Source organism: Actinoalloteichus caeruleus (assembly GCF_049311605.1).
In the GTDB taxonomy this organism is placed as follows: Bacteria; Actinomycetota; Actinomycetes; order Mycobacteriales; family Pseudonocardiaceae; genus Actinoalloteichus_B; species Actinoalloteichus_B caeruleus.
Genome location: NZ_CP186005.1, coordinates 2,162,723 through 2,187,482, shown reverse-complemented (window position 1 = coordinate 2,187,482; position 24,760 = coordinate 2,162,723). Strand labels below are relative to the sequence as shown.

Sequence of the window (24,760 nt, the reverse complement as noted above, 5' to 3'; positions counted from 1 at the left end):
AGGAGTTTTCATCCTCATCTGGTCGTCCCCGCGCACGCGGGGCTGTTCCCGTGTCAGCCGCCCGTCCCCGACCCGGTGCGGCGTCGTCCCCGCGCACGCGGGGCTGTTCCACCAGGGCGGACGACTAACCACCGGACGCCGTCCTCCCCGCGCGAGCGGGGCTGGTCCCGCCCCCACAGCACGCGAGGCACCTCCAGGTAGGTCCTTCCTCGCGCACGTGGGGCTCGTCCTCACGCCTCCTGGGGCTGGGCGCGGCTACTTGGCAGGGCGGCGAGCGTGGATCGAGCGATCGGGGTGCGCTGTCGGGCTACCCGGCACCGAATAAGCATGTCGGAGGACGCTGCTCGCCCGTCCTACGCCTCGCCCAGGCCCCGCAACGCCTCGCGGACCTGCCCTTCGGTCGGTTGGCTCGCGGGAAGCGGGGTGCGGGCGGCCTCGGCGCGCAGGCCGTCCAGGAGGTAGGCGACCTGCCGGCGCCAGGCGTCCGGAGCGGCGTCGGCGGTGGCACGGGCCAGTAGCGCGTTGGCGGCGAAGGCGAACACCAGGTCGGCGTTGGTGAAGTCGGGGCGCAGGGCGCCGGCCTCGTGGGCCCGTCTGACGATCCGTCGCGCGGCCTCCATGCTGCGGCCGCACGCCGCCATCAGCCGTTCCGCGTCCGGGTAGCGGCCGCCGACCACGTCGGCGACGGCGGGGTCGGTGGCCTGGAGTTCGCAGAGCCTCTCAACGTAGTGCGCGAACCCCTGCCAGGCGTCGTCGTGGGACAGCGCCTGCTGGGCGACCTCGTCGAGGCGGCGGGCCGCCCCCTCGGCCACCACCGCGTCGATGAGTGCCTCGCGGGTGCCGAACAGGTTGTAGAGCGTGCCGTGGCTCACTCCCGCCCTGCGGGCGATCTCCTTCAGCGGCACCTGGAGGCCGCGCTCCTGGAAGAGCTCGGCGGCGGCCGCCCGCAGCTTCTCCGCGTTCCGTTGGGCGTCGGCCCGCATCTGGTGGTTCCTCCTGGTCCTGCCCTCGACGGTCCCGCCGCGTCCGCCGGCCCACCGTGCCGAACTTGACCCTGCTGTCAATTTACATGCTACCGTCGGGACTCAAGTTGACCCCAGGGTCAAGATGTCGTGAGCAAGGGAGCACTCCCCCATGTCCAAGGTGATCGCCGTCTTCGGGGCCGGTACCGGTCTCGGCTCCTCCGTCGCCCGCCGCTTCGGCCGGGAGGGGTTCCGGGTCGCCCTGGTGGCTCGTCGCCGCCCGCGCCTGGACGCCCTCGTCGAGCAGCTGGCGGCGGAGGGCATCGAGGCGGCCGGGTTCACCGCCGACCTGTCCCGGCCCGCCGAGGTGCCGGCGCTGATCGCGAGCATCCGCGATCGCTTCGGCCGCATCGACGTGATCGAGTACGGGCCGTTCAGCGCCGACCAGGGTTTCGGGCCGGCCGCCCAGACCGATGCCGCCCTGTTGGAGCAGGGCCTGCCGATGTTCCTGCTGACCCCCGTCGAGGTGGTCCGCGCGGTACTGCCGGAGTGGACCGAGCGTGGGGACGGTGCCTTCCTGCTGACCTCCGGGGTCACGGCGGTCCACCCCGTGCCCGGGCTCAGCGGCCTGGCCCCGGTGGGCGCCGCCATCCGCAACTACCTCTACTCGCTGCACGGCGAGTTGGCCGAGGCGGGAATCTACGTCGGGACCCTGGCCGTCGGGGCGACGATCGCCCGCAGCGAGATGAGCGCACTCGTCGCCGACTCCGGGGCCTCCACCGGGTTCCCGGTCGTCGATCCCGACGACCTCGCCGAGCAGTACTGGGACATGTACACCACCCGGCACCAGGTCGAGCGGATCCACCCAGCCTGAGAGCTGGGGCGCAGCGGCGGCCAAGAACAGCGGTCGGGTCAGGACGAGCGGGCCCGCCCGGGAACGACGCGTCACGAGCAAGCCCGAGGGCCTACGGGCCTCGCCCGGCCCGCCCGGCGCTGGGGGCGCCTGGTTCACCGTGTCCGGCGGACTCGGGCCACGCGACCCTGCCTCGCGCACCTTCGGGAGGCGCGCGCGGGGACTGGTCGGCGGGACCCGCGCCCCGTCAGCGAGGGACGGTATCGGACGGGGGCCTCAGCTCAGGCACTCCCGCACGGCGTGTTCGATGGTGTCCACCCGGTCGAAACCGGCGAGTCGGCGGGTGACGTAGGCGCAGGCGTACTCCTCCCCCTGCGACACCCAGGCCGCCGAACCGCCGGCTCCGCCCATCGCCACCTCGTCGCCGGACAGTTGGAAACCGAGGGACCAGGTCACCTCGTGGCCCAGGAACAGGTCCGTTCCCCGGGCCTGCGGGCTGAGGAGTTCCCGGTGCACCCGCTCCCCCAGCAACCCGGCTACCGGGCCGCCGGGGTCGACAAGTCCGGCGTAGAACTTCCCGATCGCGGACGCCGTGGTGTGCAGGCCGATCGCCGGGAACTCGGCGCGGCGCCAGGCGGGGCCGTTCAGCACCTCGACGTCGACTGCCCCGGTCGGCCGGGTCATCGCCCGGTGTTCCAGGGAGCCGGGCTCCCCGGCCGTCGCCGTGGGCCACCGGGCATCGCCGTACTCGAGGTCCGCGACCCGGGGCAGGTCCTGGGCGGGCACGCCGAAATGGGCGTCGAGACCCAGCGGCCGGGCGATGCGGTCGCGGAACACCTGGCCGAGGGAGGCGGCTCCGGTTCCCCGGAGGACGCCGTCGAGGAGGTGACCGTAGGTCAGGGCGTGTTCGGCGTGGGCGGTTCCGGGGGCGAACTCGGGTTCCGCCCGGGCGAGGGCGGCGCGGAGCTGGTCGTCGGCGAGCAGGGGGAGGTGGGCGGCGGTCTCGGGGAAGGCGGGCAGGCCGCCCTGGTGGGCGAGCAGGTGGCGGAGTGTCGTCCGTTCCTTGCCGGCCTGGCCGTACTCGGGCCACACGTCGGCGACCGGGTCGTCCAGGTCGAGGGCGCCGTCGGCGACGGCGGTCAGGGTGGCGAGGGCGGCGAGGGGTTTGCCGACGGAGTAGGTGTGGACGAGGGTGTCGGCGGTCCACGGGTGGGTGCGGTGCTGGTCCCGCCAGCCTCCCCAGATCTCGACGACGGGCCGTCCCCGGTGCAGGACGGCGACGGCGGCGCCGGTCTCGCGTCCGGTGTGGAGCAGGTCGAGGAAGGCGTCGCGGACGGCGGCGAAGGCGGGGGTGGTGTGGCCGCCGTGGGGCACGGTCATCGGTTCTCCTGGTGGGGGGTGGTGGTGTGCGCTCACCCGGCGGGGTGGGGTGCTCGGGCTCGCGGTGTGACCGGCGGCGTCGGGTTCCCGGTGGTCCGACCGTCCTCGCTACCAGGAGGTGGCGGTGGCGGCTCCGCTGTCCCACCACACCCGGCGGGCGCGCTCGTCGAGTTCGGCGAGTTCGTCTCCGGTGAGCAGCCCGAGGCCGTCCCTCCGGTAGCGGACGCGACCGCCGATGGTGGTCTCGACGACGTCGGCGCCGGTGGCGGCGAAGGCGAGGACGTCACGGGCGGTGGACAGGGGGCCGTCGGTGGCCAGCGGGCGCAGCCCGGGGCGGCGGGCGTCGAGCAGGACGAGGTCGGCGCGGCGGCCCGGTTCGATGGCGCCCCGCGTGTCGGGGGTGTCGAGGACGTCGGCGCCGCCGAGGGTGGCGAGTTCGATCAGCTGGGCGCCGTCGACGGCCTCCGGTCCCCATCGGGCGCGGGTGAGCAGCGCGGTGGCGCGGAGTTCGGCGAGGAGGTCCTCGGAGCCGGCCCAGGCGGAGCCGTCGGTGCCGAGGGCGAGGCGCGCGCCGGCGGCGAGGAGGGCGGGCAGGGGTGGGGTGCCGTCGCCGAGCAGGGCCTCGGAGGAGGGGGTCAGCACGACGGGGACGCGGTGGTCGGCGAGCAGGTCGATGTCGGCGGGTTCGACGGCGGTGCAGTGCACCGCGTAGAGGTGGTCGAGGAGTCCGAGTGCCTGGTAGTAGCGGATCGGGGAGCGGCCGGTGCGGGCCCGCGTCGTCTCGTGGCGGAGCGTGGTCTCGCTGACGTGGGTGTGGACCCGGATGCCGAGGTCGCCGGCGTGGGTGACGAGTTCCCGCAGGTATTCGGGGGTGTGGTCGGGGTCGTTCTCGTTGACGCCGGCGAGCATCGCCGAGCACCCGGTGTCCTGGACCTGGCGGAGGGTGTCACGCCAGGCGGTGCCGCCGGGTTCGGGGTGCAGGGCGACGGTGGCGGGGATCCCGAGGTCGGCGGCGACCTCGGCGGCGACGACGGGGTCGAGGTACTCGTGGAGGCAGAGGGCGGTGGTGCCGGAGCTGATCGCCTCGGTGATGGCCAGTTTCGCGCTGAGCCGCAGGGTTTCCCGGTCGGCGGTCAGCGCGGCGTAGAGGCCGTCGGCGAGGGGGTGGCCGTCCTGGTGGTCGATGGTGGTGGCGGCCAGGGCGGTGCGCAGCAGTGCCGGGGTGGGGTGGAGGTGGCCGTTGACGAGCCCGGGGAGCAGGACGTGGCCGGTGGCGTCGACGTGCTCGGCGGCGGGGTGGGAGGCCGGGGGCCACGTGTCGGGGGCGGAGCCGCCCCCGACGACGGCTCCGGTGGTGGGTCGGACGAAGGCGATGGTGTCGCCGTCGATGCCCACGTCCCCGACGAAGGGGTGGGCGTCGCGGGGTCCGGTCACGACCAGTGCCCCGTGGTAGATGCGGTCGACCATCCGCCTGCCCCTCCGGTGTGTCCCGCCCGGGTCTCCCGACGGCCGGGCCGGCGGAAGTATCGCGGCCGGTCCGGCCGGGGGGCAACCGGGTTTCGTGGTGTTCCGGAATGGTCACCGGGGTCCGGGTGTGGGTATCCGCTCCGGGCGTGGCCGGGTGGGGTGCTGCCGCCCGGCCAGGCCGGAGGGGGGCGAGGGGCCGCTCAGTGCTGGGGTGGGGTGGTGGGGACGTCGCGGAGGTCGGGTCCGGTGTAGTCGGCGAGCAGCGGGCGCGGGATCGGCCCCTTGATCCGGGTGCCCGACCGCCGTTCCTCCCAGGCGTGGGCGAGGATGCCGACCGAGCGGGACAGCACGAACAGGCCACGGCCGAGTTCGGGGGCGAAGCCGAGTTCCGAGTAGATCAGGGCGGTGGCGCCGTCGATGTTCATCGGCACGGGTCGGCGGCGGCCGGTGGCGAGGGCGTCCTCGAGGGCCAGGCCGATGGCCAGGTGGTCGCCGGGGACGACGCCGGCGTCCGCCGCCTCGGTGAGCAGGCCGAGCAGCGGGTCACGGCGCGGGTCCCTGGGGTGGAAGCGGTGGCCGAAGCCGGGGACGTGGCGGCCGCCCTCGCGGTGTTCGGTGACGGCCCTGGCGGCGACGGCGTCGGGGGTCTCACCGGCGGCGACCTCGGTGTGGAGTCGGGCGAGGAGGTCCATGCACTGCTGGCCGGCGCCGCCGTGGACGTCGCCGAGGAGGTTGACGCCGGTGGCGACGGCGTTGTTGAGGCCGACCCCGCAGGTGGCGGCCATCCGCGCCGCGGCGATGGAGGGGGCCTGGGGGCCGTGGTCGACGGCGGAGACCAGGGCGGCCTCCAACAGCCGGCCCTGGCCGGGGGTGGGCAGGTCGCCGCGCAGCATCAGCCAGATGGTGTCGGCGAAGCCCGCACGGCCGATGAGCTGTTCGACGGGGTAGCCGCGCAGGGCGATCTCGCCGGGGTGGATGCGGGCGATGTCGGTGGCCCACCAGCCGGTGACCTTCTCGGTCGGGATCGTCGCCGCCTCCCCGGTGGCGCTCGCCGTGTCGGCTGGCCGGGTGTTCTCGTCGTGCTGGGTCATACCGCCCCTTCCTCGCGCAGTGCGCGGATCTCCTCGTCGGTGTAGCCGAGTTCCCGCAGCAGCGGGGTGGTGTGTTCGCCGAGCACCGGGGGTGGGGCGCTGGGGGTGCTGGCGTGGCCGTCGACGCGGACGCCGTTACCGAGCACGCGCACCGTCCGGTCCGGGTCGGCCGGGTGGGGCAGGTCGTGGAGGAAGCCGCGTTCGGCGATCTGGTCGAGTTCGAGGGCCTGGCGGACGTCGAGGACGCGGGCCGCGGGGACGCCGGCCTCGGCGAGGGCGTTCTCCCAGTGCTCGGCGGGGTGGGAGGCGAGCGCGGCCTCGAGTGCGTCGCGCAGCGCCAGCCGGTGGGTCTTGCGGTCCTCGCGGCGGGCGAAGCGGGGGTCGGTGGCCAGGTCGGGGCGGCCGACGACCCGGCACACGGCCTCGAACTGCTCCTGCTTGTTGGCGGCGATGTTGAGGGCGCCGTGGCCGGTGCGGAAGGTGCCGGAGGGGGCGGCGGTGGCGTTCTCGTTGCCCATGGGCACGGGATCGCGGCCGGCGATGAGGTGGTTGGAGGCGGCCCAGCCCAGGGCGGTGATCGCGCTCTCCAGCATCGAGACGTCGAGGCAGGAGCCGACCCCGGTGCGGGCCACCCGGACGAGGGCGGCGGCGACGGCCATGGCGGCGGCCAGACCGCCGAGGGTGTCGCCCACGGGGTAGCCGGCGCGCAGCGGGGCGGTGTCCTCGGTTCCGGTGACCGCCATCATCCCGGACAGGCCCTGGATGATCTGGTCGTAGGCGGGCCGGTCGCGCAGGGGGCCGCTCTGCCCGAAGCCGGAGATGGCGCAGTAGACGAGGCGCGGGTTGATCTCCTGGAGGCGTTCCCAGGGGAAGCCGAGGCGGGCGAGGACTCCGGGGCGGAAGTTCTCCACGAGGACGTCGGCCTGGGCCACCAGGCGGGTGAAGACCTCCCGGCCGGCCTCGGACTTGAGGTTGACGGTGACCGAGCGTTTGCCGCCGTTCTGGGCGAGGAAGGACGCGCCGAGCAGGTCCCGGTTCAGGTCGGGGTCGGCGCCCAGCTGTCGGGCGAGGTCGCCGCTGCCGGGCACCTCGACCTTGATGACGTCCGCGCCGAACAGGCCGAGCTGGTAGCTGGCGTAGGGCCCGGCCAGGACGTTGCTGAGATCCAGCACCCGGACGCCGCTGAGCAGACCCTCGCCGTCGGTCGCCGCCGTGGGCATTCCTGACCTCCCTCGTCGTCGCGCCGTCCCCGACGCACCAGGTGAACCGTAGAGCGGTCTCACCGTACCACTCAGCGGTACACCTCCAGCAGACCACGGCCGGAGCTGGTCAGCGGTCGGCGCGGGTGGCGGCGGGAGGGCGCGCCGCTCCCGGGCCCGGGATGGGCGGGGCCGGCACGAGGAGGTCGGGACGCCGGCGCGGGACGTCGCACCGGGCACCTGCCGAAGGGACGTCCCGGGGGCGGCCCGACCCCGGAACGCGAACGTCGCGGTGCCCCCGGGGTTCCCGGGGACACCGCGACGACGGCACCACGTGGCCGACCGGAGGCCGGCACCAGGTCAGATGTCCTGCCGCACCCTCCGGCGGATCTTGTTGACCACCATGAACAGCACGGCCAGCGCCAGGATCACGTACAGCGTCACCGCGATGCCGCTGTCGAAGAGGATGCCCACGTCCCCCTCGCTGACGGCCAGTGCCCGGCGCAGCTCGGTCTCGGCCAGCGGCCCGAGGATCACCGCGATGAGCACCGGCGCCAGCGGTAGCCCGTACCGGCGCATCATGAACCCGAGCAGGCCGATGAGCAGCAACAACACCAGGTCGGCTGTCGAGGAGCTGGTGGCGTAGACCCCGAGGCCGCAGAACACCGAGATCCCGGCGTAGAGGTAGTGCTTGGGGATCATCAGCAGCTTCGCCCACAACGGCGCGAAGGGCAGGTTGAGGATCAGCAGCACCACCATGCCGATGAAGAGGCTGGCCAGCAGCGTCCAGACCAGTTCGGCGTTGCGCTCGAACAGCAGCGGACCGGGCTGCATGCCGTACTGCTGGAACGCGGCCAGCATGATCGCCGCCGTGGCCGAGGTCGGCAGGCCCAGGGCGAGCAGGGCGCCCATCGCGCTGCCCGCGGTCGCGTTGCCGGCCGCCTCCGGTGCGGCGACGCCCTGGATGGCGCCCTTGCCGAACATCGGGTTCTTCCGGCGGCGGTCCAACCGGCGTTCGGTGCCGTAGGCCATGAACGTCGGGATCTCCGACCCGCCGACGGGGATGACCCCGAACGGGACGCCGAAGCCGGCGCCGCGCAGCCACGCCGGCCACGCCTTGCGGACGTCGGACCTGCTCAGCCAGGGCCGCCCGGTGAACGGGGTGGTGGTGCGCCCCTTGTCCCGGTGGATGCGGGAGGCCACGAAGAGCACCTCGCCGAGCGCCAGCAGGCCGACGGTGATGACCACGATGGCCACGCCGTCGAACAGCTGGGGCATGCCGAGGGTGAACCGGGACGCGCCCGAGGGGCCGTCGATGCCGACCATCGCCAGGGCCAGACCGATGACCAGGGCCGCCAGGCCCTTGATCACCGATTCGGCCACCACCGTCGCGGTGGCGACGAAGGCGAACACCGCCAGCGCGAAGTACTCGGCCGGACCGAACAGGCTGGCCAGCTCGGCCAGGTGGGGGGCGAAGAACACCACCAGGGTGGTGGCGATCATGCCGCCGGTGAACGCGCCGATCGCCGAGGTGGCCAGGGCCTGCGGTGCCCGCCCGGCCTTGGCCATCCGGTGGCCCTCGAAGGTGGTGGCGATCGCCGAGCTGTTGCCCGGGGTGTTGAGCAGGATGCCGGTGGTGGAGTCACCGAACAGACCGCCGTAGTAGACACCGGCGAACATGATGAACGCGCCGATGGGGTCGAGGCTGAAGGTGACGGGCAGCAGCAGGGCCACCGCCATCGCCGAGCCGAGACCGGGCAGGACACCGACGGCGGTGCCGAGCACCGCGCCCACCACGACCCACAGCAGGTTGATCGGGCTGACCGCGCCGGCGAAACCCTCGAAGAGGTTATTCAAGGCTTCCATCAGAACACCCCACCCAGGATTCCGGCGGGCAGGTTGAGCCCGAGGCCGGCCGAGAAGGCCAGCTGGATCACGGAGGAGACCACCAGCGCCACGCTGGCGTCGAACAGCGGGCGCTTGCCGTGCAGGGCGTAGGTGACGCCCCAGAACAGCAGTGCTCCCGAGATCAGCCAGCCCACCGGCACCAGCAGGACGGTGAAGGCCACGAAGGAGGCGACCACGATGCCGACCGTCCGCCAGTCGGTGTGGGTGCGGTACCGCTCGACGGCCGGTCGCTCACCGGCGCCACCAGCGGACGCCGGGGTCTCCTCGCCGGATGCCTCGGCCCCTTCCCCGGCGCCCTCCTCCTCGGCGGCGCCGTCGGTCTCCTCGGCGGCGGTTTCCTCCTGGGGGACGGAGGGGTGGCGGATGACCTGCACGGCCAGCAGGACCGCGAGCAGGTAGGTCAGCACCGTGACGATGGTCGGGAAGAACTGCGGTCCCGGTGAGCTGACGTTGGGCGGCACCTCCATGGTGAGGGTGCCGTAGGTGAGGAAGATCGCCAGCCCCAGCAGGAAGGCGGCGACGACGAGCCCACTCCGCCCGGTCCAGAACGATCTGTGTTCCGTCCCGGCACCCGAGGAGGACTCCACGGTGCTGCTCACAGTCCCAGCTCCTCAATGACCTGTCGAATACGTGCGATGTCCTGGTCGAGGAACTCCTCGAACTCCTCGCCGACCATGAAGGTGTCCGCCCAGCGGTTGCGGTCCAGGGCGTCGGCCCACTCCTCGGTCTCGACCATCTCGGTGATGATGGCCTCCATTTCGGCCCTGGCCTCGTCGGTCAGTCCGGGCGGGGCCATCACGCCGCGCCAGTTGGGCAGCTCGACGTCCACGCCCTGCTCGATGAAGGTGGGGATCTCGATGCCTTCGACCGGCTCGGCGGCCGAGACCCCGAGCGCGCGCAGGCGACCGGCCTCGATCTGGTCGGAGAAGTCGTTGTAGCCGCTGACCCCCACGGCGACGGTGTGGGACAGCAGCGCGGTCATCACCTCGCCGCCACCGGCATAGGAGATGTAGTTGAGCGAGCCCGGGTCGACGCCGCCCTCCTGGGCGAGCAGGCCGGCGAGCAGGTGGTCGGTGCCGCCGAGGGAACCGCCGCCGATCGCGGTGCCGTGCGGGTTGCTCCGCCAGTCCGCCAGGAAGTCGTCCAGGGTCTGGTAGGGCGAGTCGGCGGGGACGACGACCACGACGTAGTCGTCGGCGAGCCGGGCGATGGGGGTGACGTCGTCCAGGCCGTGCTCGGAGCCGTTGACCTCGACGGCGCCGAGCATGACGGTGCCGGTGACCATCAGCGTGGTCTCGTCGCCGCCGCGGCCCACGGTCTGGCTCAGGCCGATGGTGCCGCCGGCTCCGGGGACGTTGACGACCTGGGCGTTGTTGACGATTCCCGAGGACCGCAGGGCCTGCTGGGACTCGCGGGCGGCGAGGTCCCAGCCGCCGCCGGGGGCGGCGGGGGCCATCAGGGTCAGCTTGTTTCTGGCGCTGGCACCGGCCGCGCTGTTCCCGGCGTCTATCCCGGCCAGCACGACGAGCGCGGCAACGACAACACCGTAGATGCCGGTGACAAGCGGTCGCTTGGGCCGCATGTCGAACTCCTTCCTGATGCCTGAACCGAGTCGCACCGGCCGTCGCCGACCCCGGCGAAACGGGGGACGACACAGGCCCGAGTAGGTCCGCCTGGCGATTCGGTCGTGCCACCATAAGGGCTGCCCTATGAGTTGGGCTACAGTCCCGGCATCTTCGCAGGAGCAACGCGTCCTACCTGGGCCGCTGACCTGCGGCTGTGGACATGGGATGCTTTCGCGCATCACGGGCGAAGCAGAGGGAAACGGTCAAACCGAACCGCTCTGCGGATCAGCTCCTAGTTGAAGAGGTGGACTGAATGCCGATTGTCGTGGGATACCGGGACAACCCCGAGGGCCGCGCGGCCATCAGCCGCGCCGTCGAGGAGGCGACCCTGCGCGGGCAGTCACTGGTGGTGCTGCACACCGAGCACGAGGAGAGCGGGGAGGACCACGGCGCGACCGACGCCGAGGTCGTCGCGCTGCGCGCGCGGTTGGACGAGACCGGGCTGGAGTACGAGGTGCGCACCGAGGGCAGGGACAGGGACGTCGCCGGCGCCCTCATCGACCTCGCCGTCGAGCGGGACGCCGCGCTCGTGGTGATCGGCATCCGCAAGCGCAGCCTGGTGGGCAAGTTCCTGCTGGGCAGCACCGCGCAGCGGGTGCTGCTGGACGCGCCCATGCCCGTGCTGGCGGTCAAGAGCGACGAGCGGGACTGAACCCCCATCGCCTCCCGGGTGGCCCCGTCACGTGACGGGACCACCCGGGCCGGGCTCGTCGGGGAGGGCCACCGGGCCGCGGCGCGCGGCGGCGCGCCGGTGTCTGGCATTCCATGGGGACGCGGGGCGGCCACCCGCGCCCTGGCCGTCCGCGACCTCGCCACCAGCGGCGACCGGCCCGGCACGCCGGCCGGCGGGTCGAGGACCTCCAGCGAGCGGCTGAGTGGACCACTGGCTCGATCCAGCCATCCGGTTGAACCGCACAGCGGACTACTTGTTCCGCTCTGAGGTCGCATGAGAACCTGGGTGGCGTCCTTCCCCGCCCGGCCCACGAGGAGAGCCGCCATGACCGAGACCGGCGCCCCACCCGGCGTCACCGAGTCCTCCGGCACGACCCGAAGCACCTCGGACGAGGAGGGCGGCGGCGGCCGCATCCGCAGCGTCGCCCGCGCGGTCGAGGTGCTGGCCAGGTTCGACGAGGACACGCTGAGCTGGACGGTGAGCGACCTCGCCCGGGCCACCGGCCTGCCCAAGACCACTCTGGTCCGCATGGTCGACACCCTGGAGCAGACCGGGATGCTGTGGCTGCGCCCGGACGGCCAGATCACCGTCGGCGCCGGCCTCCTCCGCTGGGCACGACTGGCCCGGGCCGCCTGGGAACTCCCCGAACCGGTCATGCAGGCCATGCGCCGGCTCGCCGACGAGTGCGGCGAGACCACCAGCTTCTACGTCCGGCAGGGACCGCACCGGATGTGCGTGGCCCAGCAGGAGGGCCCGCAGACCCTGCGGCAGGTGGTCCGCATCGGCGACCGCCTCCCGCTGTGGGCGGGAGCCTCCAGCAAGGTGCTGCTCACCGGGGCGCCGGACGAGGTCGTCGAGGCCGCCGCCGTCAACTCGCCCTACGGACCCGGCTACATCGCGCAACTGCGCGAACAGGTCGAACAGACCCGGGCCAACGGCTACGCCGTCACCCACGGCGAACGGGAGAACGGCGTCTCCGGCATCGCCGCGCCCATCCTCGGCGGCGAGGGCCACCTCATCGCCGCCCTCGCGCTCGGCGGCCCCACCACCCGGTTCACCCCGGAACGGGTCTCCCGACTCGTCACGGCGGTGACCGCCGCCGCCCACTGGATCTCCGGGCTCCGACTCGCCGCGACCTTCCCACCCCCGGAGGACGGCTGACCCGCCCCCGCCCGTCCCTGACGGCGCCCCCCGCCGAACCACCCGCTCGTCGAAAGGCACTCCATGAGCCTGCTGCCCGTCACCGCCCCCGCCGAGGCACCCACCCCCACCATCCCGGAGGTGGACGCCGACCTGCTCGCCGCGCTCGCCGAGGTACCGGCGGCCAACCTCGGCGACGCGATGGGGCGCTTCAACGTCCTCGACTCGCGGATCCAGGCCATCTGGCCGGGCGCGAGGCTGGCGGGCCGGGCCAGGACGGTGTGGACGCGGGCCGGCGACAACCTCTTCGTGCACCAGGCCATCGAACGCGCCGAACCCGGTGACGTCCTCGTCGTCAACGGTTTCGCCGACGAGTCCCGCGCGCTGATCGGCGAACTGATCGGGGTAAAGGCCAAGGCCCGGGGCATCGCCGGTTTCGTCCTCGACGGGGCCGCCCGCGACGCCGCCGACCTCGCGGCCCTGGGCATGCCCGTCTTCGCCAGGGCCCTCACCCCGGCCGGCCCCTACAAGGACGGCCCCGGCGTCCTGGACACCACCATCGCCGTCGGCGGGATCGCGGTCACGCCGGGCGACATCATCGTCGGTGACTCCGACGGGGTCGTCGTCGTCCCGCTCAGCGAGGCCGCCGGGGTACTCGACGGCGCGAGGGCCCTCCAGGAACGGGAGGCCGTCAAACGCGCCGCCAACCGCCAGGTGCCCGCCGGGGACCCGAGGTGACCGGCCCGTCGACCCCGGTCGTCTACGTCCCCCGGCCGGTGCACCCCGACGCGCTGGAACTCCTCGCCGGGCACGGCCGGGTCGTCCCCGGCTACGGAGACGGAGCGGTGCCCTTCGAGCAGGTCGCCGACACCGTCGAAGCCGTCCTGCTCCGCACCGCCGAGCTCCGCGCGCCCAGCATCGACCGGGCACCCCGCCTGCGGGTCATCTCTCGGCACGGCGTGGGGGTGGACACCGTGGACGTCGCGGCCGCCACCGCCCGGGGCATCCCGGTGTGCGTGACCCCGGCCGCGAACACCCTGGCCGTCGCCGAACACGCGGTGGCCCTGCTGCTCTCGGCGAGCCGGCTGGTGGCCCTGGCCGACCGGGGCGTCCGCCGGGGAGACCACGACCTGCGGCGCTCCCTCGTCGGGACCCAGCTCACCGGCAAGCGGTTGGGTCTGATCGGGTTCGGCCGCATCGGCGCCGAGGTGGCCCGCATCGCCCGGGCCGGGTTCCGGATGGAGATCGTCGCCCACGACCCCTTCCTCCCCGACGAGGAGGTGCGGGCCCGGGGCGGGTCACCGGTGGGCTTGGACGAGCTGCTGTCCACCTCCTCGGCGGTGAGCCTGCACCTGCCCAGGACCGACCGGACCGCCGGGCTGCTCGGTGCCCGGGAGCTGGGCCTGCTGCGCGCGGACGCGGTGCTGGTCAACACCGCCAGGGGCGGCATCGTCGACGAGGCCGCCCTCGTCGACGCGCTGCGGTCGGGGCGGCTGGCCGGCGCGGGCCTCGACGTCGTGGACACCGAACCGCTGCCGGCGGGGCACCCGTTGACCGAACTGGACAACGTCGTGCTCACCCCGCACGTCGGCGGCCAGACCAGGGAGTCGATGCGGCAGGTGGCGATGGACGCCGCGCGGGCCGTGGTGGACGTGTTCGAGGGCCGTCAACCCGCCCACGCCGTCAACCCCGAGGTGTTCTCCGCGTAGTCCCCGACCGCCGCCGCTCCCGCCCGGGGTGGCGGTGGCGGGACCGGCCGGGGTGGGCCGGCGGGCGCCGGGTCGCGCGCGACACGACCCGGCGTCCGCCCTCCGACGGCGTTCCTCCAGGTCAGGTCCCGGTGCGGGGCGCGTGCAGGCTGGCCGTCGCGGGCCCGAGCCGGTCCGAGGCGGACTGGCCCTGGTGCCAGTGCGGGTAGATCAGCCAGGGAGCGCTGACCTCGTCCAACGTCGCCCGTTCCTCGGCGGTGATGGTGAGGTCGGCGGCCGCGAGGTTGTCCACCAGCTGCTCGTCGCGGCGGGCACCGACGATCACCGAGGTGACCCCGGGCCGGCCCAGCAGCCAGGCCAACGCGACCTGGGCGGCGGACACGCCGTGCCCGTCGGCGATCTCCACCAGGGTCTCGACCGTGTCGTAGAGCTTGTCGACGTCCCGCACCGGCGGTTCGCTCCACTCGGTGAGGTGCCGGGAGCCCTCCGGCGCCGGCTGGTTCCGCCGGTACTTGCCGGAGAGCAGGCCGCCGGCGAGGGGGCTCCACACGAGGATGCCCAGGCCCTGGTCCAGCGACAGCGGCACCAGCTCGTACTCGGCGTCGCGGGACTCCAGCGAGTAGTAGATCTGCTGTGCGACGAACCGCTGGTAGCCGTGCTGGTCGGCGGTGGCCAGCGCCTTCATCAGCTGCCAGCCCGAGTAGTTCGAGGCAGCCAGGTAGCGGACCTTCCCGGACCGGACGAGGGTGTCGAGGGCCTCCAACGTCTCCTCCAGCGGGGTCTCCCCGTCCCACTCGTGCACGTGGTAGACGTCGATGTGGTCGGTGCGCAGCCGCCGCAGGCTGGCCTCGACCTGCCGCAGGATGTGGTAGCGGGACAGGCCGCCGTCGTTGGGGCCGTCGCCGGTGACCAGGCGGACCTTGGTGGACAGCAGCAGCCGGTCCCGGCGGCCCTCCACCACCTCGCCGACGATCTCCTCGGACAACCCGTCGGAGTAGATGTCGGCGGTGTCGAAGAGGTTGATGCCGGCGTCGAGGCAGAGGTCGACCTGCCGCCGGGCCCCCGCCACGTCGGTGTCGCCGAGCGAGCTGAACCCGCCGCGTCCTCCGAAGGTCATGGTGCCCATCGTCAGCGTCGACACCCGAAGGCCGGACCGACCAAGTTGCCGGTACTCCATGCCGCAGCCCCTCTCACTGCTCGCGTCCGTCGTCTGGGGGTGGTTGCCCGGTCCCCGGTGGGCGTGCGCCCCGGGCCCCGAGTTGATCTCCACCCTGGGGGAGGCGGGAGTGGAGGGCAACAGGAAAAATCGGCGAGCCGGGGACGGACGTCCACCGGGGTGTGCTGACGGCGGGGTCGTGGCGGGCCGGTCCTCGGGCTGGCTCACCTCCGCCGCGCCCCACGAGGTCGGACGACACCGACCTGCGAGGAGAGCTCCTGGGGGCCGCGGTCCGATCCTGCTCGGTCGCACCTCGACGGCCCCGTGCTGCTCACCCGACCGCTCGGGCACTCCGCCAAGCCGCTGACCGCGCGGCACACCGGCACGCCGGGACGCCGGGACGTCCACCCCGGCACGACCAGCCCGGACCAGCGGGGGCGCTGGGGCCGGCGACGAGCCGAGGTCCCGGCCGACTGCCCGTCGAGGACGGACGGCGCGAGTTCGCCCGCCCCCGAGCACCGCCCGCGACGGTTCCGCCGGGCGCGCCGCTGGCGAGGCCGGGCGCGGTCGGCACGAGCCTCGCTCGGACAGCGCGCCGGGCGGCGAGCCTTGACCTCAACCAAGGTTCACGACGCAGGGTCGCTCCGTCCACAACGGGAGGAGAACAACGTGGCCACCGGCAGCGACCGCATCCTGACCGCCCTGGTCAGGGACTACGAGCACGCCTTCAACACGAACGACGCCAGGTTCATGAACGACCTGTTCGCCGACGACCCCGTCTTCGTGACCTTCGGCGGCACCCTCGTCGACGGCAAGGAGGAGCTCTACCGCGCCCAGGCCGCCGTCCTCGCCCCGGGTGGCGTCCTCGAACACACCAGCGTGAGCTACACGGTCGAGCGCATCACCCGCCTCGACACTGGCGTGGCGGTCATCCACGCCCGCCAGCGGACGCGGCACTCCGGCACCACCGACGAGCGGGCGGGCAAGCACCCCATGGAGTCGGTCCTCATGCTCGTCGCCCAGCTCGACGACCGTGGATGGCGGATCAGGATCGGGCAGAACACCCCCGTGACCTGACAGCGGAGTCCACGCCGCCGCGCGGACCGCCCACCGGGCGCCGGGTCGAGGTCGGGCTCGTGATCACCGGGGCAGGAGCGGCGGGGACGGGCGGGAATGGGGCTGGTCGCGGCCCGTCGGCCGAGTGTCGGGTCCTCCGGGCCGCGTGGGGAGGCGCGCACCCCCGGAACACGGCGGAGGGCGCCGGCTCCGTCCCGCGACGGACCCGACGCCCTCCGACCACCGAGGACCGGCGACGGACCTCGGGTGGGAGTGGAACTCAGTCCTCGATCAGCAGCTCTTGCCCACCGAAGACCAGCCGCCAGTCCACCGAGTGGAACTCGTCGGAGTCGACGACCTCCCGCTCGGCCACCCAGTCGATCAGCAGCTGGCGGATCTCCGCCAGCTCGTCATAGACCACGGGGGCCTCGGTGACGTGCGGGAAGTTCCCGCCGCCGGACTGGCGGTAGTTGTTCAGCGCCAGCACGAACTCCTGGTCGTCGGCCACCGCGACCCCGTCATAGGCGAGGTCGACCACCCGCTGCCCCACCGGCTGCCCCAGGTCGAGGTCGTAGGTGAGGGCGGCGTCCAGTCCACCGACGATGTCGTACAGGTAGTCGGGGGTGCCGTAGGGCGCGGTGGCGGTGGGGGCGTTGGTCACGTCGTCGGCGGCGTGCGGGCCGGGGCCGTCCACCGACTGGTAGTACTCGGCCGACTTCTCCAGGAAGTCACGCAGCTGCGAACCGGTGAGCACGATCCCCAGCAGGGTGTTGTCGAACCCGTACAGGGAGGCGACATCGCGGACGGTGACCTCACCCTCGGGGATCACCGCGTCCCGGTTGAACGGGGCGGCGGCGGCCAGCACCGGCAGGTCGGCGTGCTCGGTGCCAGCCAACGCCCCCGCCACCGTCTCGGCCTGCACCTGGTTGATCAGGTCGACGGCCGCGCTGTCCTCGTACCGGGAGGTCGCCGCGGACATGGCGCGGGCGTTGTGACCCACCGTGCTGTTCACGTAGGCGCGGGCCGCCTCGTGCTGCTCGGCGACGAGGTCGACGATCGCCGGGTCCTCCGGCACCGTCGCCGAGTCGAGTACGTGGGAACCCAGGCCGGTCACTGTCCACCGGCCCCGCTCCATCCGCAGGTCGATGTCCATCACGGACAGGCGCTGCCCCCACTGCTTGGGCTGGGTGATCAGCACCTCCTGGCCGGTCTCCTCGTTGGTGACGAACCGTTCGGGCACCTCCTGGTGGGAGTGCCCGGCCAGGATCGCGTCGATCCCGGGCACCTGCTCGGCCAGCATGCCGCTGGCGTTCTCGGGGAACGGCAGGGCGTCACCGTAGGAGGACGAGGGGTCGATCCCCGAGTGGGACAACGCGATGACGACGTCCGCGCCGGCCGCCCGCATCTCGGGCACGTAGGTGCGGGCCCGTTCCACGATCCCGTCGAACTCGAGGTGCCCCTCGACGTGGGCCCGGTCCCAGATCGCCGAGCCCGGGGTGGTCAGCCCGAGGAAGCCCACGCGGATCGCCCGTCCCCGGTCGGGGCGGACCGTCTCGATCGTGTAAGGCCGGTAGGCCGGTTCTCCCGTCCCCGCGTCCAGCACGTTCGCACCGAGCAGCGGGAAGTCGGCCTGCTCCTCGAAGACGTCCAACACGTCCAGGCCGTAGTTGAACTCGTGGTTGCCGAGGGCGCTGGCGTCGTAGTCCAGGGCGTTCATCGCCGCCGCCATCGGATGCGTCTCCCCCGACTCGGTGATCGGGTCGACGACGGCGTGGTAGTAGGCCAGCGGGGTGCCCTGGATGGTGTCCCCCGCGTCGACCAACATCGTGCGGTGCGCGCCCCGGTCCTCCCGGACCTGGTTGACCAGCGTGGACACCTTCGCCAGGCCCACGTGGTCGCCCGAGGAGTCCGCGTACTCGGCGTCGGCGAAGTAGTCCCAGTTGAGCACGTTGCCGTGCAGGTCGGAGGTGCCCATCACGGTGAGCGTGAACTCGGGAACGCCCCGCCCGCGCACGTCGGCGCCGGCCGGCCCGGCCAGGGCGGGCAGCGCGACGGCCGCGCCGGCGAGGGCGACACCGAGTCTGGTGGCGGTTCGTCCCCGCCCCGGCAGCCGGCCGGAGCCGGTCGTTGGTCTGCTGTGCACCAGGTCCTCCGTAGAAGCATCGGTCGTCCGCCGCCCCACCGGCCCGGCTTGTCCGTCTCGTCGGGAGCGGGCGGCGTCGACCAGCACCCTACGTAAGAGGTGTCGTGGTCACACCGCATCGTCGGCGAAGTCTCGTGGTCCACCCGGTGACGGGCACCGGGCGTGCCCGGCCCGACACGGGACGGCCCGGCCCCGGGGGTCCGTGCGGGTCACGCGGCACGGAGACCACCGCACCCCGCCCAGGTCCCCGCGCCTCACGGGGCGTCGACCGGATGTCGCGCGGCGGCACGTCGAGCGGGCGCCAGGCCCACCGCGAGGCCCGCCGCGATGAGGCCCATGCCCAGCCACGCCCCCGCCGAGGGCAGCGGCGCCCCGAACGCGAACCCGCACAGCGCGGTGCTCGGCGCGGCGATCCCCGCCGTGAGCCCGGCGACGCCGGCCCCGACCCGTCGGACGCAGGTGAACCAGAGCACGAACGCCACGGCCGTGCCGAGCAGGCCGAGGTACCCCACCGCGAGGAGCACGGCGGGGTCGGCGAACCCGGCCGGGTCCGGGCGTTCGACGACGACCGAGAGCACCAGGAAGGAGGCGGCGGCGACACCGCAGGTCGCCGCCGAGTAGCTCCAAGCGCCCAGGCGTCCCACGACACGGGCCCCGAACAGCGTGAACGCGGCCTCGCACACGGGGAGGGACGCGGCGAGCAGGACCCCGGGGATGTCGGCGCGACTCCACCCGGCGACCGCGACGGCGCCCACGCTGACCACGACCGCGCCGGCCACCAACCGCGCCGGGGGTCGCCCACCCCTGGCCAGCGGACCGGCCACGGCGAGCACGATCGGCACGCAGGCGACGGCGGCACCGAACACACCCGGTTCGGTGTGCCGGGTGCCCAGCACCACCGCCAGGTTGAACAGGACCAGCCCGGACAGGGCTCCCGCCACCACCCACACCAGTTCGCGGCCCCGGGGCGGTACGAGCCGGACCCGCAGGCAACGGGCGACCGCCACGATCCCGAGGGCCGCGACGGCGTACCGGGCGGACTGCACCGCGAACGACGGCAGGTGGTGTGTCGCGCCGATGACAGCGACGGTGCTGCCCAGCAACACCATGCCGCCCAGCCCCGGCAGCACACCACGCCACGACGGGCCCCGCGGAACGTCCTCATTCGTCATGCGCCCAGCCTGGGCGTCAGTCGGACCGTTCCACAGTGCCACGAACGGCTCGGTAGATTGGTCCAATGACGGGTGGCTCGGACTTCCTCCAGCTCGACGGAAGCCGGGTCCGCCGGGGCGAACGCACCACCTGGCTCGCCGCCAGGCTGCGGGCCGCGATCGCCGACGGCACGCTGCCGTTGGGGGCCCGGTTACCGGCGACCAGGGTGCTCGCCGTCGAGCTGGGATTCTCCCGGGGCACCGTGTCCGAGGCATACCGCCGGCTGGCCGACGAGGGTCTGATCGAGGCCCGCGCCGGGGCGGGCAGCACGGTGGCCGCCCGGCCCGGTGGTCCACCGCCGGCCGCCGCTGGCCGTGCCGGTTCGTCCCGTGCCATCACCACGCCCACCGGGTCCCCCGTCGAAACGGGCGGCGGCCCCGGCAAGCCCTCCGTCATCGACCTGGCCGCCGGACTCCCCGACCTCGCCTCGTTCCCCCGCGCCGCCTGGCTCCGCGCCGAACGGTCGGTGCTCGCCACCGCCTCGGCCCGGCAGCTCGGCTACGGCCCCCCGCAGGGGGTGCCGGAACTGCGGGAACAGCTGGCCGCGTGGCTGGGCCGGTCGCGGGGCGTGGTCGCCGCCCCGGACCGCATCGTGGTCACCTCGGGTGTGTCCGGGGCGCTCAGCCTGCTGGCCCAGGTCCTGCGGGATCGCGGTGTGGACGCGGTCGCGCTGGAGGACCCGGGCGCGGAGGGCAACCGGACGGTGTTGGGGCAGTGGCTGCCCAGGCTGCCACCCGTCGCGGTCGACGAGCACGGGCTGGACACCGCCGCCCTGGCCCGGTCGGGGGCGGGCGCGGTGCTGGTGACCCCCGCCCACCAGTACCCGACGGGGGTGGTGCTCTCCCCGGCACGCCGGCGTTCCCTGCTGGCGTGGGCGGCCTCGCGGGACGGGCTGGTGATCGAGGACGACTACGACGCCGAGTACCGCTACGACCGGGCCCCGGTCCGCGCGGTCCAGCCGCTGTCCCCCCAGACCGTCGCCTACACGGCGAGCGTGTCCAAGACCCTGGCGCCGGGTCTGCGGCTGGGGTGGCTCGTGCCCCCCGACCACCTGCGCGAACCGCTGGTCAGGCTCCGCTGGGCCAGCGACCTGGGTTCGCCGGTCCTCCCCCAGCTGACCCTGGCGCGGCTGCTCGCCGAGGGGGTCCTCGAACGGCACCTGCGGGCGATGCGGGCCCGGCACCGGGCGCGCCGTGACGCGGTGGTCGCGGCGCTGCGCCGGTGGTTGCCGGACTGCCCGGTGCTCGGGGTCGCGGCGGGGCTGCACGTGCTGGTCCTGCTCCCGACCGGCCAGGACGACGCGGAGATCGCCGGCCGCGCCCGGGCGCACGGCGTCCTGGTGCGGCCGTTGAGCCGGCACCGGGTCGCGCCGGGGCGGCCGGGGCTGGTGGTCAACTACGCGGGTCACCACCCGGAACGTTTGGACGCCGCGGTCGGGGTGCTGGCCCGGGTGATCGACCGGAGCCGGCGGCGCCCGGCGGGCCCGAGGATCGCCGTGCGCCGCCCTCCCCCGCCCTGAGCAGCGAGGACACCGCAGGCCGCCCGCGCCCGGAACAACGGGAGCGGCGGTCCCGCCCGAGTTCGCGCTGTCAAGTTCCAGCTGGGTGCGACGGCCTCGGGTCACTCGCACCGGTCACGGTGGTGTCGCGGGGGCTGCTCGGCCATCAGGGTGTCCTGCCCTGCTCCCTACCTCCGGCGCGCGGACCCGTCCGTTCGGGACTGCCGCACGGCGGTGCGGAGCTCCGCCGCCAGATAACCCCGCACCTGCCGTACGCCGCCCTTCGGGTCCGCAACCCGGTCGCGGACCGGGCGGCAGCCGAGTTCGGCCAGGGTTCGCGCGAACCGCTTCGGGTCGACATCACCCAGGGCTGCCACGAGTTCGGCGGTCGGGACGAACTCCCGCCCTCCCTCACCGAGCTCGTCGCCCAGGTGGGCTACCACTGAGGCGAGCGGCTCGGGCAGTCCTTCCGGAGTCCACTCGCCCACCCGGGCGGGTTTCCTGGCTTCCGGGACCGCCGCCTCGGCGCACGCGGCGGACAGCGGGGGATCGGGGTCGTGGCCGGCCGCGTACCCCGTGAGTCGGCCCGCGTGACCGCGAAGTTGCCTTCCCCGCGCGCAGATCGTTCGCCAGTCCTCGTTGGGCAGGTAGTAGGTCCGCACCGTCAGGGCCAGCACCTCGCCGCCCTGGCTGACCTCGCCGTCCGGTCGGAGGATGCCCACGCCCTTGTGCGCTGCGAGCAGTCGACTGCTGTCGTAGCCCCGGGTGTTCATCTGCTCGCCCAGAACCATGTTGGAGTCCCGCCAGTCCATGACTCGCAGTGCGAACCGGGAGCCGAGGACGGCGCGTAGTCCCGAGGGGATGGTCCTGGAGTCGGGCCGCTGCGTGGCCAGGATGAGCACGATCCCAGCTGCGGGTCCTTTCTTGGCCAGCCAGGTGAGCAGTTCTCCCACGTATTCCCCGGTGGTCAGCTTCCTGCCCTCCACCGTGATCGACGTCCGGTTCTCCAGAGGCACCTGTACCTCGTCGACCACCAGCACCGTGACCGGCATGTTCAGTGCGTCATCGCGGGAGATCGCCGGGGTGAGCTTGGATTCCGGGCAGGTCGTGTCGTCGAGTGTCCGCATCCGCCGGTAGCGGCCCTGGACCTCGCTGATCAGTTCGATGAGCCAGCCGAGCAACGCGAAGACGTCGTCGGTGTCGTCACCGGCGAGGAACCGGTGCGCGACCTGGCCGGCCGCGTCCCAGTCCTTCCCCGCCTTGAAGTCGGCGACGTAGAGGCGGGCGTGCGGATCGAGGACCGCGCCGGCGACGGCGAGCCGGGCGGCGAAGGTCTTGCCCTGGCGCGGGATCGCTCCGATCAGCAGGGACGTCCACACCAACGGTAGATCCACGCGGCTGCCCTGGGGGTCCCGGCCGAAGGGCACCGGTCGCCACACGTCCCACTGTTCCGCGTCGACCAGGGGCGTGCGGGTCGGTGGTGTGGAGTAGGGGTCCCGGTCGGCCACCCACAGCGCCACGCGCCCGGCATGCCCTCCGCGCCCTCGGACGCGGTTCACGATCAGCTGGACCTCGTCGACCGCGAGCGCCGAGGCCAGTGCCTCCCGGTTCTTCACCACGTCGGCGGCTTTGCGGGTCGCGGGTAGGTCCACGGTGATGGTCCAGCCCTCACCGGCTCGGGTCGCTCGTTCGACCAGGCGAAGGGTCTCGTCATTGCCGAGCAGTTTGGCGTCGCGGAACGCGTCCACCAGCACCTGCGGGTCCAAGCTCCACCGCAGGATCCGGGGGCCGGCCAGAACCGTCCTCCTACCGGGCAGTCCCCCGCCACGCCGACCCAACGCCGCCAGTGCGACGGCCCCGACGGCGCCCACGCACCACGGCCCGGACGGCCCGTGGACCGCGTGGAGGACGGCGAGCGCCAACCCAGCCCCGGCGATGACGCCGAGGGTCACCTTCCACCGGAAGAAACTCAGGGCGCGGATCTCGGTGAACTTGTCGGCGAACTTCCCGGCGTCCCGTGCCGCGTCGGCGTAGTCCCGCACCCGCACCCACCGGCGCCACGACCGGTAGGCGGTGACCAGGCCGCGCAGTACCGCGCCGAGGAAACGGGCCGGGGACCGGAGGATCTCGGCGGTCCCGTCGCGCAGGAGTCGCCGTGCCCGCGTGGTTGGCCTCAGCGGGAGTGGGACCACCGCTGATCGCGACCACCACTTGGTCAGTCGTGCTCCAAGTCCCTCGGGCGTCATCCGCTGGCTCATGATCCGTTCCGTCCCCGCCTTTCTCCACTCGGGATCACCAGGAGAGCCCTGGTCAGGGTGTGGGCGGTGATCAGGGCGGGGAGTAGCAGCGTGGCGAGCTGGCCCCAGGGGTTGGCGACGTGGGTGAGCAGGAGCCACTGCGCGGTGGTGATGAGGACGGCGTTGGTCAGCACTCGGCTCGTGACCGACACGACACGGGTCTCGGTCCGGTTCGCGGCGGTGCGCCGTCCCCGGCGAGCTCCCGCCCGCCACACCAGGACGAGGACGAGGAGGACGAGCGCGCCGCCGAGGACGACGGAGGAAGGGGCGCCGTTGGGGGTCATCGTCGTTCTCCCTGGCTGTCGTCGGGGTCCTGCGTCGACCACGCCCGGTGCAGGTGGCGGATGTCGTCCTCGGTGAGCCCGCCCCACACCCCGACCACGTCGGGGCCGGCGGAGCGGAGTTCGAGTTCCAGGCACGGGTCAGCGACGGGGCAGCCCGCGCACAGGTGGGCCGCGTGGTCCCGTTCGGTGAGACCGTGCGGTGGCTCCGCGGGGCTGCCCTGGGCACAGGCGCCGTCGCGGCGGACGAGCTCGGCGAGCAGGTTGGTGGGGACCCGGCGCAACCGGGTCAGCCGGCGGGAGGTCGCCGCGAGGTCCGGTGTGGGCTCGGTGCTCATCGGGCACCACCACCCGTCCGGCGAGTGGACAGCAGGCCGCGGAGCTCGGCGGTGGTGACGGCCGGGTGGGTGCGGCGCAGCAGGACGCGGATCACGCCAGGTCGCACCGCCCGGCGGACGGTTCTTTCCGGGACTCCGAGAATCCAGGCGGCCTGGCGCGGGGAATGGAATTCGGGACGTGCGAAGTCAGGGCGGGATGGGGGCATGGCGGTGGTCCCTTCACAACAGAATTGTCGATTTCAGCAGCATGTTGCTGAAATCAGCGCACCAATGGACGGGGTGAGCGACGCGGGGCCATGAACCGCGATCAGGTCCCGCGACTAATGCGCTCAGCGGCTACTGTCTGCGCCGAGGCGGAGCGCGGAGGTATGCGTGTCGGACGACTGGGCAGCGGTCGCCAGAGTCATCAACGAGCGGGTGAACCAACTCGGGTGGCGACAGCGGGAACTCGCGGAACGGTCGCAGGTCTCGCAGGCGATCGTGCGGGAGATCCAGCACCACACCGTGGAACGCCGGCGGAGCGCGCGCACGCTCGAAGCCCTCTCCACCACCCTGGGACTGCACCCGCAGCACCTCCAGGCCGTGTTGGAGGGCAGCACTCCCCCCGAGCCAGGCGAGGCGGTACCGATGCCCGCCGAGGAGGACCGGCTCGCGGCCCGACTGGCCGCCGTGGAGGAACGACTCGTCGACATCACCGAACGGCTGGACGCCATCAGCGCGGACCTCGCCGACGTCGCTCACCACGTCCGTGCCCGGCAGTGAGGCGAGGACC

At 73.4% G+C, this 24,760-nt stretch carries 22 protein-coding genes; 8 read left to right on the top strand and 14 right to left on the bottom strand.

Features of this window, described 5'->3' with window-relative positions; genetic code table 11:
- Window positions 1–353: 353 nt before the first annotated feature.
- Window positions 354–983 (bottom strand): TetR/AcrR family transcriptional regulator, encoded by a 630-nt coding sequence (locus ACOJVX_RS09695; RefSeq protein WP_418155674.1) that lies wholly within the window; start codon window positions 981–983, stop codon window positions 354–356.
- 151 nt (window positions 984–1,134) lie between these two features.
- On the opposite strand from ACOJVX_RS09695, the gene ACOJVX_RS09690 reads away from it, so the two are divergent.
- Window positions 1,135–1,836 carry an SDR family NAD(P)-dependent oxidoreductase gene (locus ACOJVX_RS09690; protein WP_026420533.1) on the top strand — a complete coding sequence of 234 codons (702 nt, stop codon included), beginning with the start codon at window positions 1,135–1,137 and terminating at the stop codon, window positions 1,834–1,836.
- 255 nt (window positions 1,837–2,091) lie between these two features.
- Here the strand turns inward: ACOJVX_RS09690 and ACOJVX_RS09685 are convergent, their stop codons facing one another.
- From ACOJVX_RS09685 to ACOJVX_RS09655, 7 genes are all read right to left on the bottom strand, one after another.
- A complete protein-coding gene (locus ACOJVX_RS09685) occupies window positions 2,092–3,195 on the bottom strand; it encodes a serine hydrolase domain-containing protein (protein WP_422647441.1) in 1,104 nt (367 codons plus the stop codon).
- 108 nt (window positions 3,196–3,303) lie between these two features.
- The gene (locus ACOJVX_RS09680) at window positions 3,304–4,662 is read right to left on the bottom strand and encodes an amidohydrolase family protein (protein ID WP_418155677.1); all 1,359 of its coding nucleotides are present in this window, start codon (window positions 4,660–4,662) and stop codon (window positions 3,304–3,306) included.
- A 200-nt stretch (window positions 4,663–4,862) separates the two neighbouring features.
- Window positions 4,863–5,753, bottom strand: coding sequence for a citryl-CoA lyase (locus ACOJVX_RS09675; RefSeq protein ID WP_422647440.1), 891 nt, complete (start codon window positions 5,751–5,753; stop codon window positions 4,863–4,865).
- Entirely contained in the window at window positions 5,750–6,973 is a 1,224-nt protein-coding gene (locus ACOJVX_RS09670) for a CaiB/BaiF CoA transferase family protein (protein WP_026420537.1), read from the bottom strand. The genes ACOJVX_RS09675 and ACOJVX_RS09670 overlap by 4 nt, the downstream gene beginning before the upstream one ends.
- A 339-nt stretch (window positions 6,974–7,312) precedes the next feature.
- Window positions 7,313–8,818 carry a tripartite tricarboxylate transporter permease gene (locus ACOJVX_RS09665; protein ID WP_016700240.1) on the bottom strand — a complete coding sequence of 502 codons (1,506 nt, stop codon included), beginning with the start codon at window positions 8,816–8,818 and terminating at the stop codon, window positions 7,313–7,315.
- Window positions 8,818–9,459 carry a tripartite tricarboxylate transporter TctB family protein gene (locus ACOJVX_RS09660; RefSeq protein WP_016700241.1) on the bottom strand — a complete coding sequence of 214 codons (642 nt, stop codon included), beginning with the start codon at window positions 9,457–9,459 and terminating at the stop codon, window positions 8,818–8,820. Before ACOJVX_RS09660 ends, ACOJVX_RS09665 begins: the two co-directional genes overlap by 1 nt.
- Window positions 9,456–10,442 (bottom strand): Bug family tripartite tricarboxylate transporter substrate binding protein, encoded by a 987-nt coding sequence (locus ACOJVX_RS09655; protein WP_418155680.1) that lies wholly within the window; start codon window positions 10,440–10,442, stop codon window positions 9,456–9,458. The genes ACOJVX_RS09660 and ACOJVX_RS09655 overlap by 4 nt, the downstream gene beginning before the upstream one ends.
- A 296-nt stretch (window positions 10,443–10,738) precedes the next feature.
- Here ACOJVX_RS09655 and ACOJVX_RS09650 point away from each other — a divergent pair, with 296 nt between their 5' ends.
- The 4 genes from ACOJVX_RS09650 (at window position 10,739) to ACOJVX_RS09635 (ending at window position 14,007) form a co-directional block, all read left to right on the top strand.
- Entirely contained in the window at window positions 10,739–11,137 is a 399-nt protein-coding gene (locus ACOJVX_RS09650; RefSeq protein ID WP_026066259.1) for a universal stress protein, read from the top strand.
- 345 nt (window positions 11,138–11,482) lie between these two features.
- Window positions 11,483–12,319, top strand: a complete 837-nt coding sequence (locus tag ACOJVX_RS09645) for an IclR family transcriptional regulator (RefSeq protein WP_016700244.1) — start codon at window positions 11,483–11,485, stop codon at window positions 12,317–12,319.
- A gap of 63 nt (window positions 12,320–12,382) precedes the next feature.
- Window positions 12,383–13,036: an RraA family protein gene (locus tag ACOJVX_RS09640; protein ID WP_418155682.1), complete on the top strand. Its 654-nt coding sequence runs from the start codon at window positions 12,383–12,385 to the stop codon at window positions 13,034–13,036.
- Window positions 13,033–14,007, top strand: coding sequence for a hydroxyacid dehydrogenase (locus tag ACOJVX_RS09635; protein WP_422647439.1), 975 nt, complete (start codon window positions 13,033–13,035; stop codon window positions 14,005–14,007). Before ACOJVX_RS09640 ends, ACOJVX_RS09635 begins: the two co-directional genes overlap by 4 nt.
- A 121-nt stretch (window positions 14,008–14,128) precedes the next feature.
- Here ACOJVX_RS09635 and ACOJVX_RS09630 read toward each other — a convergent pair whose 3' ends face one another.
- The gene (locus ACOJVX_RS09630; protein ID WP_422647438.1) at window positions 14,129–15,304 is read right to left on the bottom strand and encodes an aldo/keto reductase; all 1,176 of its coding nucleotides are present in this window, start codon (window positions 15,302–15,304) and stop codon (window positions 14,129–14,131) included.
- 528 nt (window positions 15,305–15,832) lie between these two features.
- Between ACOJVX_RS09630 and ACOJVX_RS09625 the strand changes: the two genes are divergently transcribed.
- The gene (locus tag ACOJVX_RS09625; RefSeq protein ID WP_418155685.1) at window positions 15,833–16,240 is read left to right on the top strand and encodes an SgcJ/EcaC family oxidoreductase; all 408 of its coding nucleotides are present in this window, start codon (window positions 15,833–15,835) and stop codon (window positions 16,238–16,240) included.
- Window positions 16,241–16,499: 259 nt separating this feature from the next.
- Here the strand turns inward: ACOJVX_RS09625 and ACOJVX_RS09620 are convergent, their stop codons facing one another.
- Together ACOJVX_RS09620 and ACOJVX_RS09615 are read right to left on the bottom strand one after the other, a co-directional pair.
- Complete coding sequence (locus ACOJVX_RS09620; protein WP_422647437.1) at window positions 16,500–18,362, bottom strand: bifunctional metallophosphatase/5'-nucleotidase; 1,863 nt, start codon at window positions 18,360–18,362, stop codon at window positions 16,500–16,502.
- A gap of 254 nt (window positions 18,363–18,616) precedes the next feature.
- Window positions 18,617–19,534, bottom strand: coding sequence for a DMT family transporter (locus tag ACOJVX_RS09615; RefSeq protein WP_337662081.1), 918 nt, complete (start codon window positions 19,532–19,534; stop codon window positions 18,617–18,619).
- Window positions 19,535–19,599: 65 nt separating this feature from the next.
- Here ACOJVX_RS09615 and ACOJVX_RS09610 point away from each other — a divergent pair, with 65 nt between their 5' ends.
- On the top strand, window positions 19,600–21,093 hold the full coding sequence (locus ACOJVX_RS09610; RefSeq protein WP_422647436.1) for a PLP-dependent aminotransferase family protein: 1,494 nt from the start codon (window positions 19,600–19,602) through the stop codon (window positions 21,091–21,093).
- A 167-nt stretch (window positions 21,094–21,260) separates the two neighbouring features.
- Here ACOJVX_RS09610 and ACOJVX_RS09605 read toward each other — a convergent pair whose 3' ends face one another.
- Genes ACOJVX_RS09605 through ACOJVX_RS09595 form a run of 3 tightly spaced genes read right to left on the bottom strand, consistent with a single transcriptional unit; the run spans window position 21,261 to window position 23,988 of the window.
- Window positions 21,261–23,330 carry a cell division protein FtsK gene (locus tag ACOJVX_RS09605; RefSeq protein ID WP_418155019.1) on the bottom strand — a complete coding sequence of 690 codons (2,070 nt, stop codon included), beginning with the start codon at window positions 23,328–23,330 and terminating at the stop codon, window positions 21,261–21,263.
- Window positions 23,327–23,653, bottom strand: a complete 327-nt coding sequence (locus ACOJVX_RS09600) for a hypothetical protein (protein ID WP_030106451.1) — start codon at window positions 23,651–23,653, stop codon at window positions 23,327–23,329. The genes ACOJVX_RS09605 and ACOJVX_RS09600 overlap by 4 nt, the downstream gene beginning before the upstream one ends.
- Window positions 23,650–23,988 (bottom strand): WhiB family transcriptional regulator, encoded by a 339-nt coding sequence (locus ACOJVX_RS09595; RefSeq protein WP_035275455.1) that lies wholly within the window; start codon window positions 23,986–23,988, stop codon window positions 23,650–23,652. Before ACOJVX_RS09595 ends, ACOJVX_RS09600 begins: the two co-directional genes overlap by 4 nt.
- A gap of 372 nt (window positions 23,989–24,360) precedes the next feature.
- Between ACOJVX_RS09595 and ACOJVX_RS09590 the strand changes: the two genes are divergently transcribed.
- Window positions 24,361–24,750: a helix-turn-helix domain-containing protein gene (locus ACOJVX_RS09590; RefSeq protein WP_016700344.1), complete on the top strand. Its 390-nt coding sequence runs from the start codon at window positions 24,361–24,363 to the stop codon at window positions 24,748–24,750.
- Window positions 24,751–24,760 lie beyond the last annotated feature (10 nt).

Coding starts and splice junctions, on each gene's coding strand:
- ACOJVX_RS09610 (WP_422647436.1), top strand. CDS start 19,600: ATGACGGGTGGCTCGGACTTCCTCCAGCTCGACGGAAGCCGGGTCCGC.
- ACOJVX_RS09595 (WP_035275455.1), bottom strand. CDS start 23,988: ATGAGCACCGAGCCCACACCGGACCTCGCGGCGACCTCCCGCCGGCTG.
- ACOJVX_RS09600 (WP_030106451.1), bottom strand. CDS start 23,653: ATGACCCCCAACGGCGCCCCTTCCTCCGTCGTCCTCGGCGGCGCGCTC.
- ACOJVX_RS09680 (WP_418155677.1), bottom strand. CDS start 4,662: ATGGTCGACCGCATCTACCACGGGGCACTGGTCGTGACCGGACCCCGC.
- ACOJVX_RS09665 (WP_016700240.1), bottom strand. CDS start 8,818: ATGGAAGCCTTGAATAACCTCTTCGAGGGTTTCGCCGGCGCGGTCAGC.
- ACOJVX_RS09640 (WP_418155682.1), top strand. CDS start 12,383: ATGAGCCTGCTGCCCGTCACCGCCCCCGCCGAGGCACCCACCCCCACC.
- ACOJVX_RS09605 (WP_418155019.1), bottom strand. CDS start 23,330: ATGAGCCAGCGGATGACGCCCGAGGGACTTGGAGCACGACTGACCAAG.
- ACOJVX_RS09655 (WP_418155680.1), bottom strand. CDS start 10,442: ATGCGGCCCAAGCGACCGCTTGTCACCGGCATCTACGGTGTTGTCGTT.
- ACOJVX_RS09695 (WP_418155674.1), bottom strand. CDS start 983: ATGCGGGCCGACGCCCAACGGAACGCGGAGAAGCTGCGGGCGGCCGCC.
- ACOJVX_RS09685 (WP_422647441.1), bottom strand. CDS start 3,195: ATGACCGTGCCCCACGGCGGCCACACCACCCCCGCCTTCGCCGCCGTC.
- ACOJVX_RS09675 (WP_422647440.1), bottom strand. CDS start 5,753: ATGACCCAGCACGACGAGAACACCCGGCCAGCCGACACGGCGAGCGCC.
- ACOJVX_RS09650 (WP_026066259.1), top strand. CDS start 10,739: ATGCCGATTGTCGTGGGATACCGGGACAACCCCGAGGGCCGCGCGGCC.
- ACOJVX_RS09670 (WP_026420537.1), bottom strand. CDS start 6,973: ATGCCCACGGCGGCGACCGACGGCGAGGGTCTGCTCAGCGGCGTCCGG.
- ACOJVX_RS09690 (WP_026420533.1), top strand. CDS start 1,135: ATGTCCAAGGTGATCGCCGTCTTCGGGGCCGGTACCGGTCTCGGCTCC.
- ACOJVX_RS09645 (WP_016700244.1), top strand. CDS start 11,483: ATGACCGAGACCGGCGCCCCACCCGGCGTCACCGAGTCCTCCGGCACG.
- ACOJVX_RS09615 (WP_337662081.1), bottom strand. CDS start 19,534: ATGACGAATGAGGACGTTCCGCGGGGCCCGTCGTGGCGTGGTGTGCTG.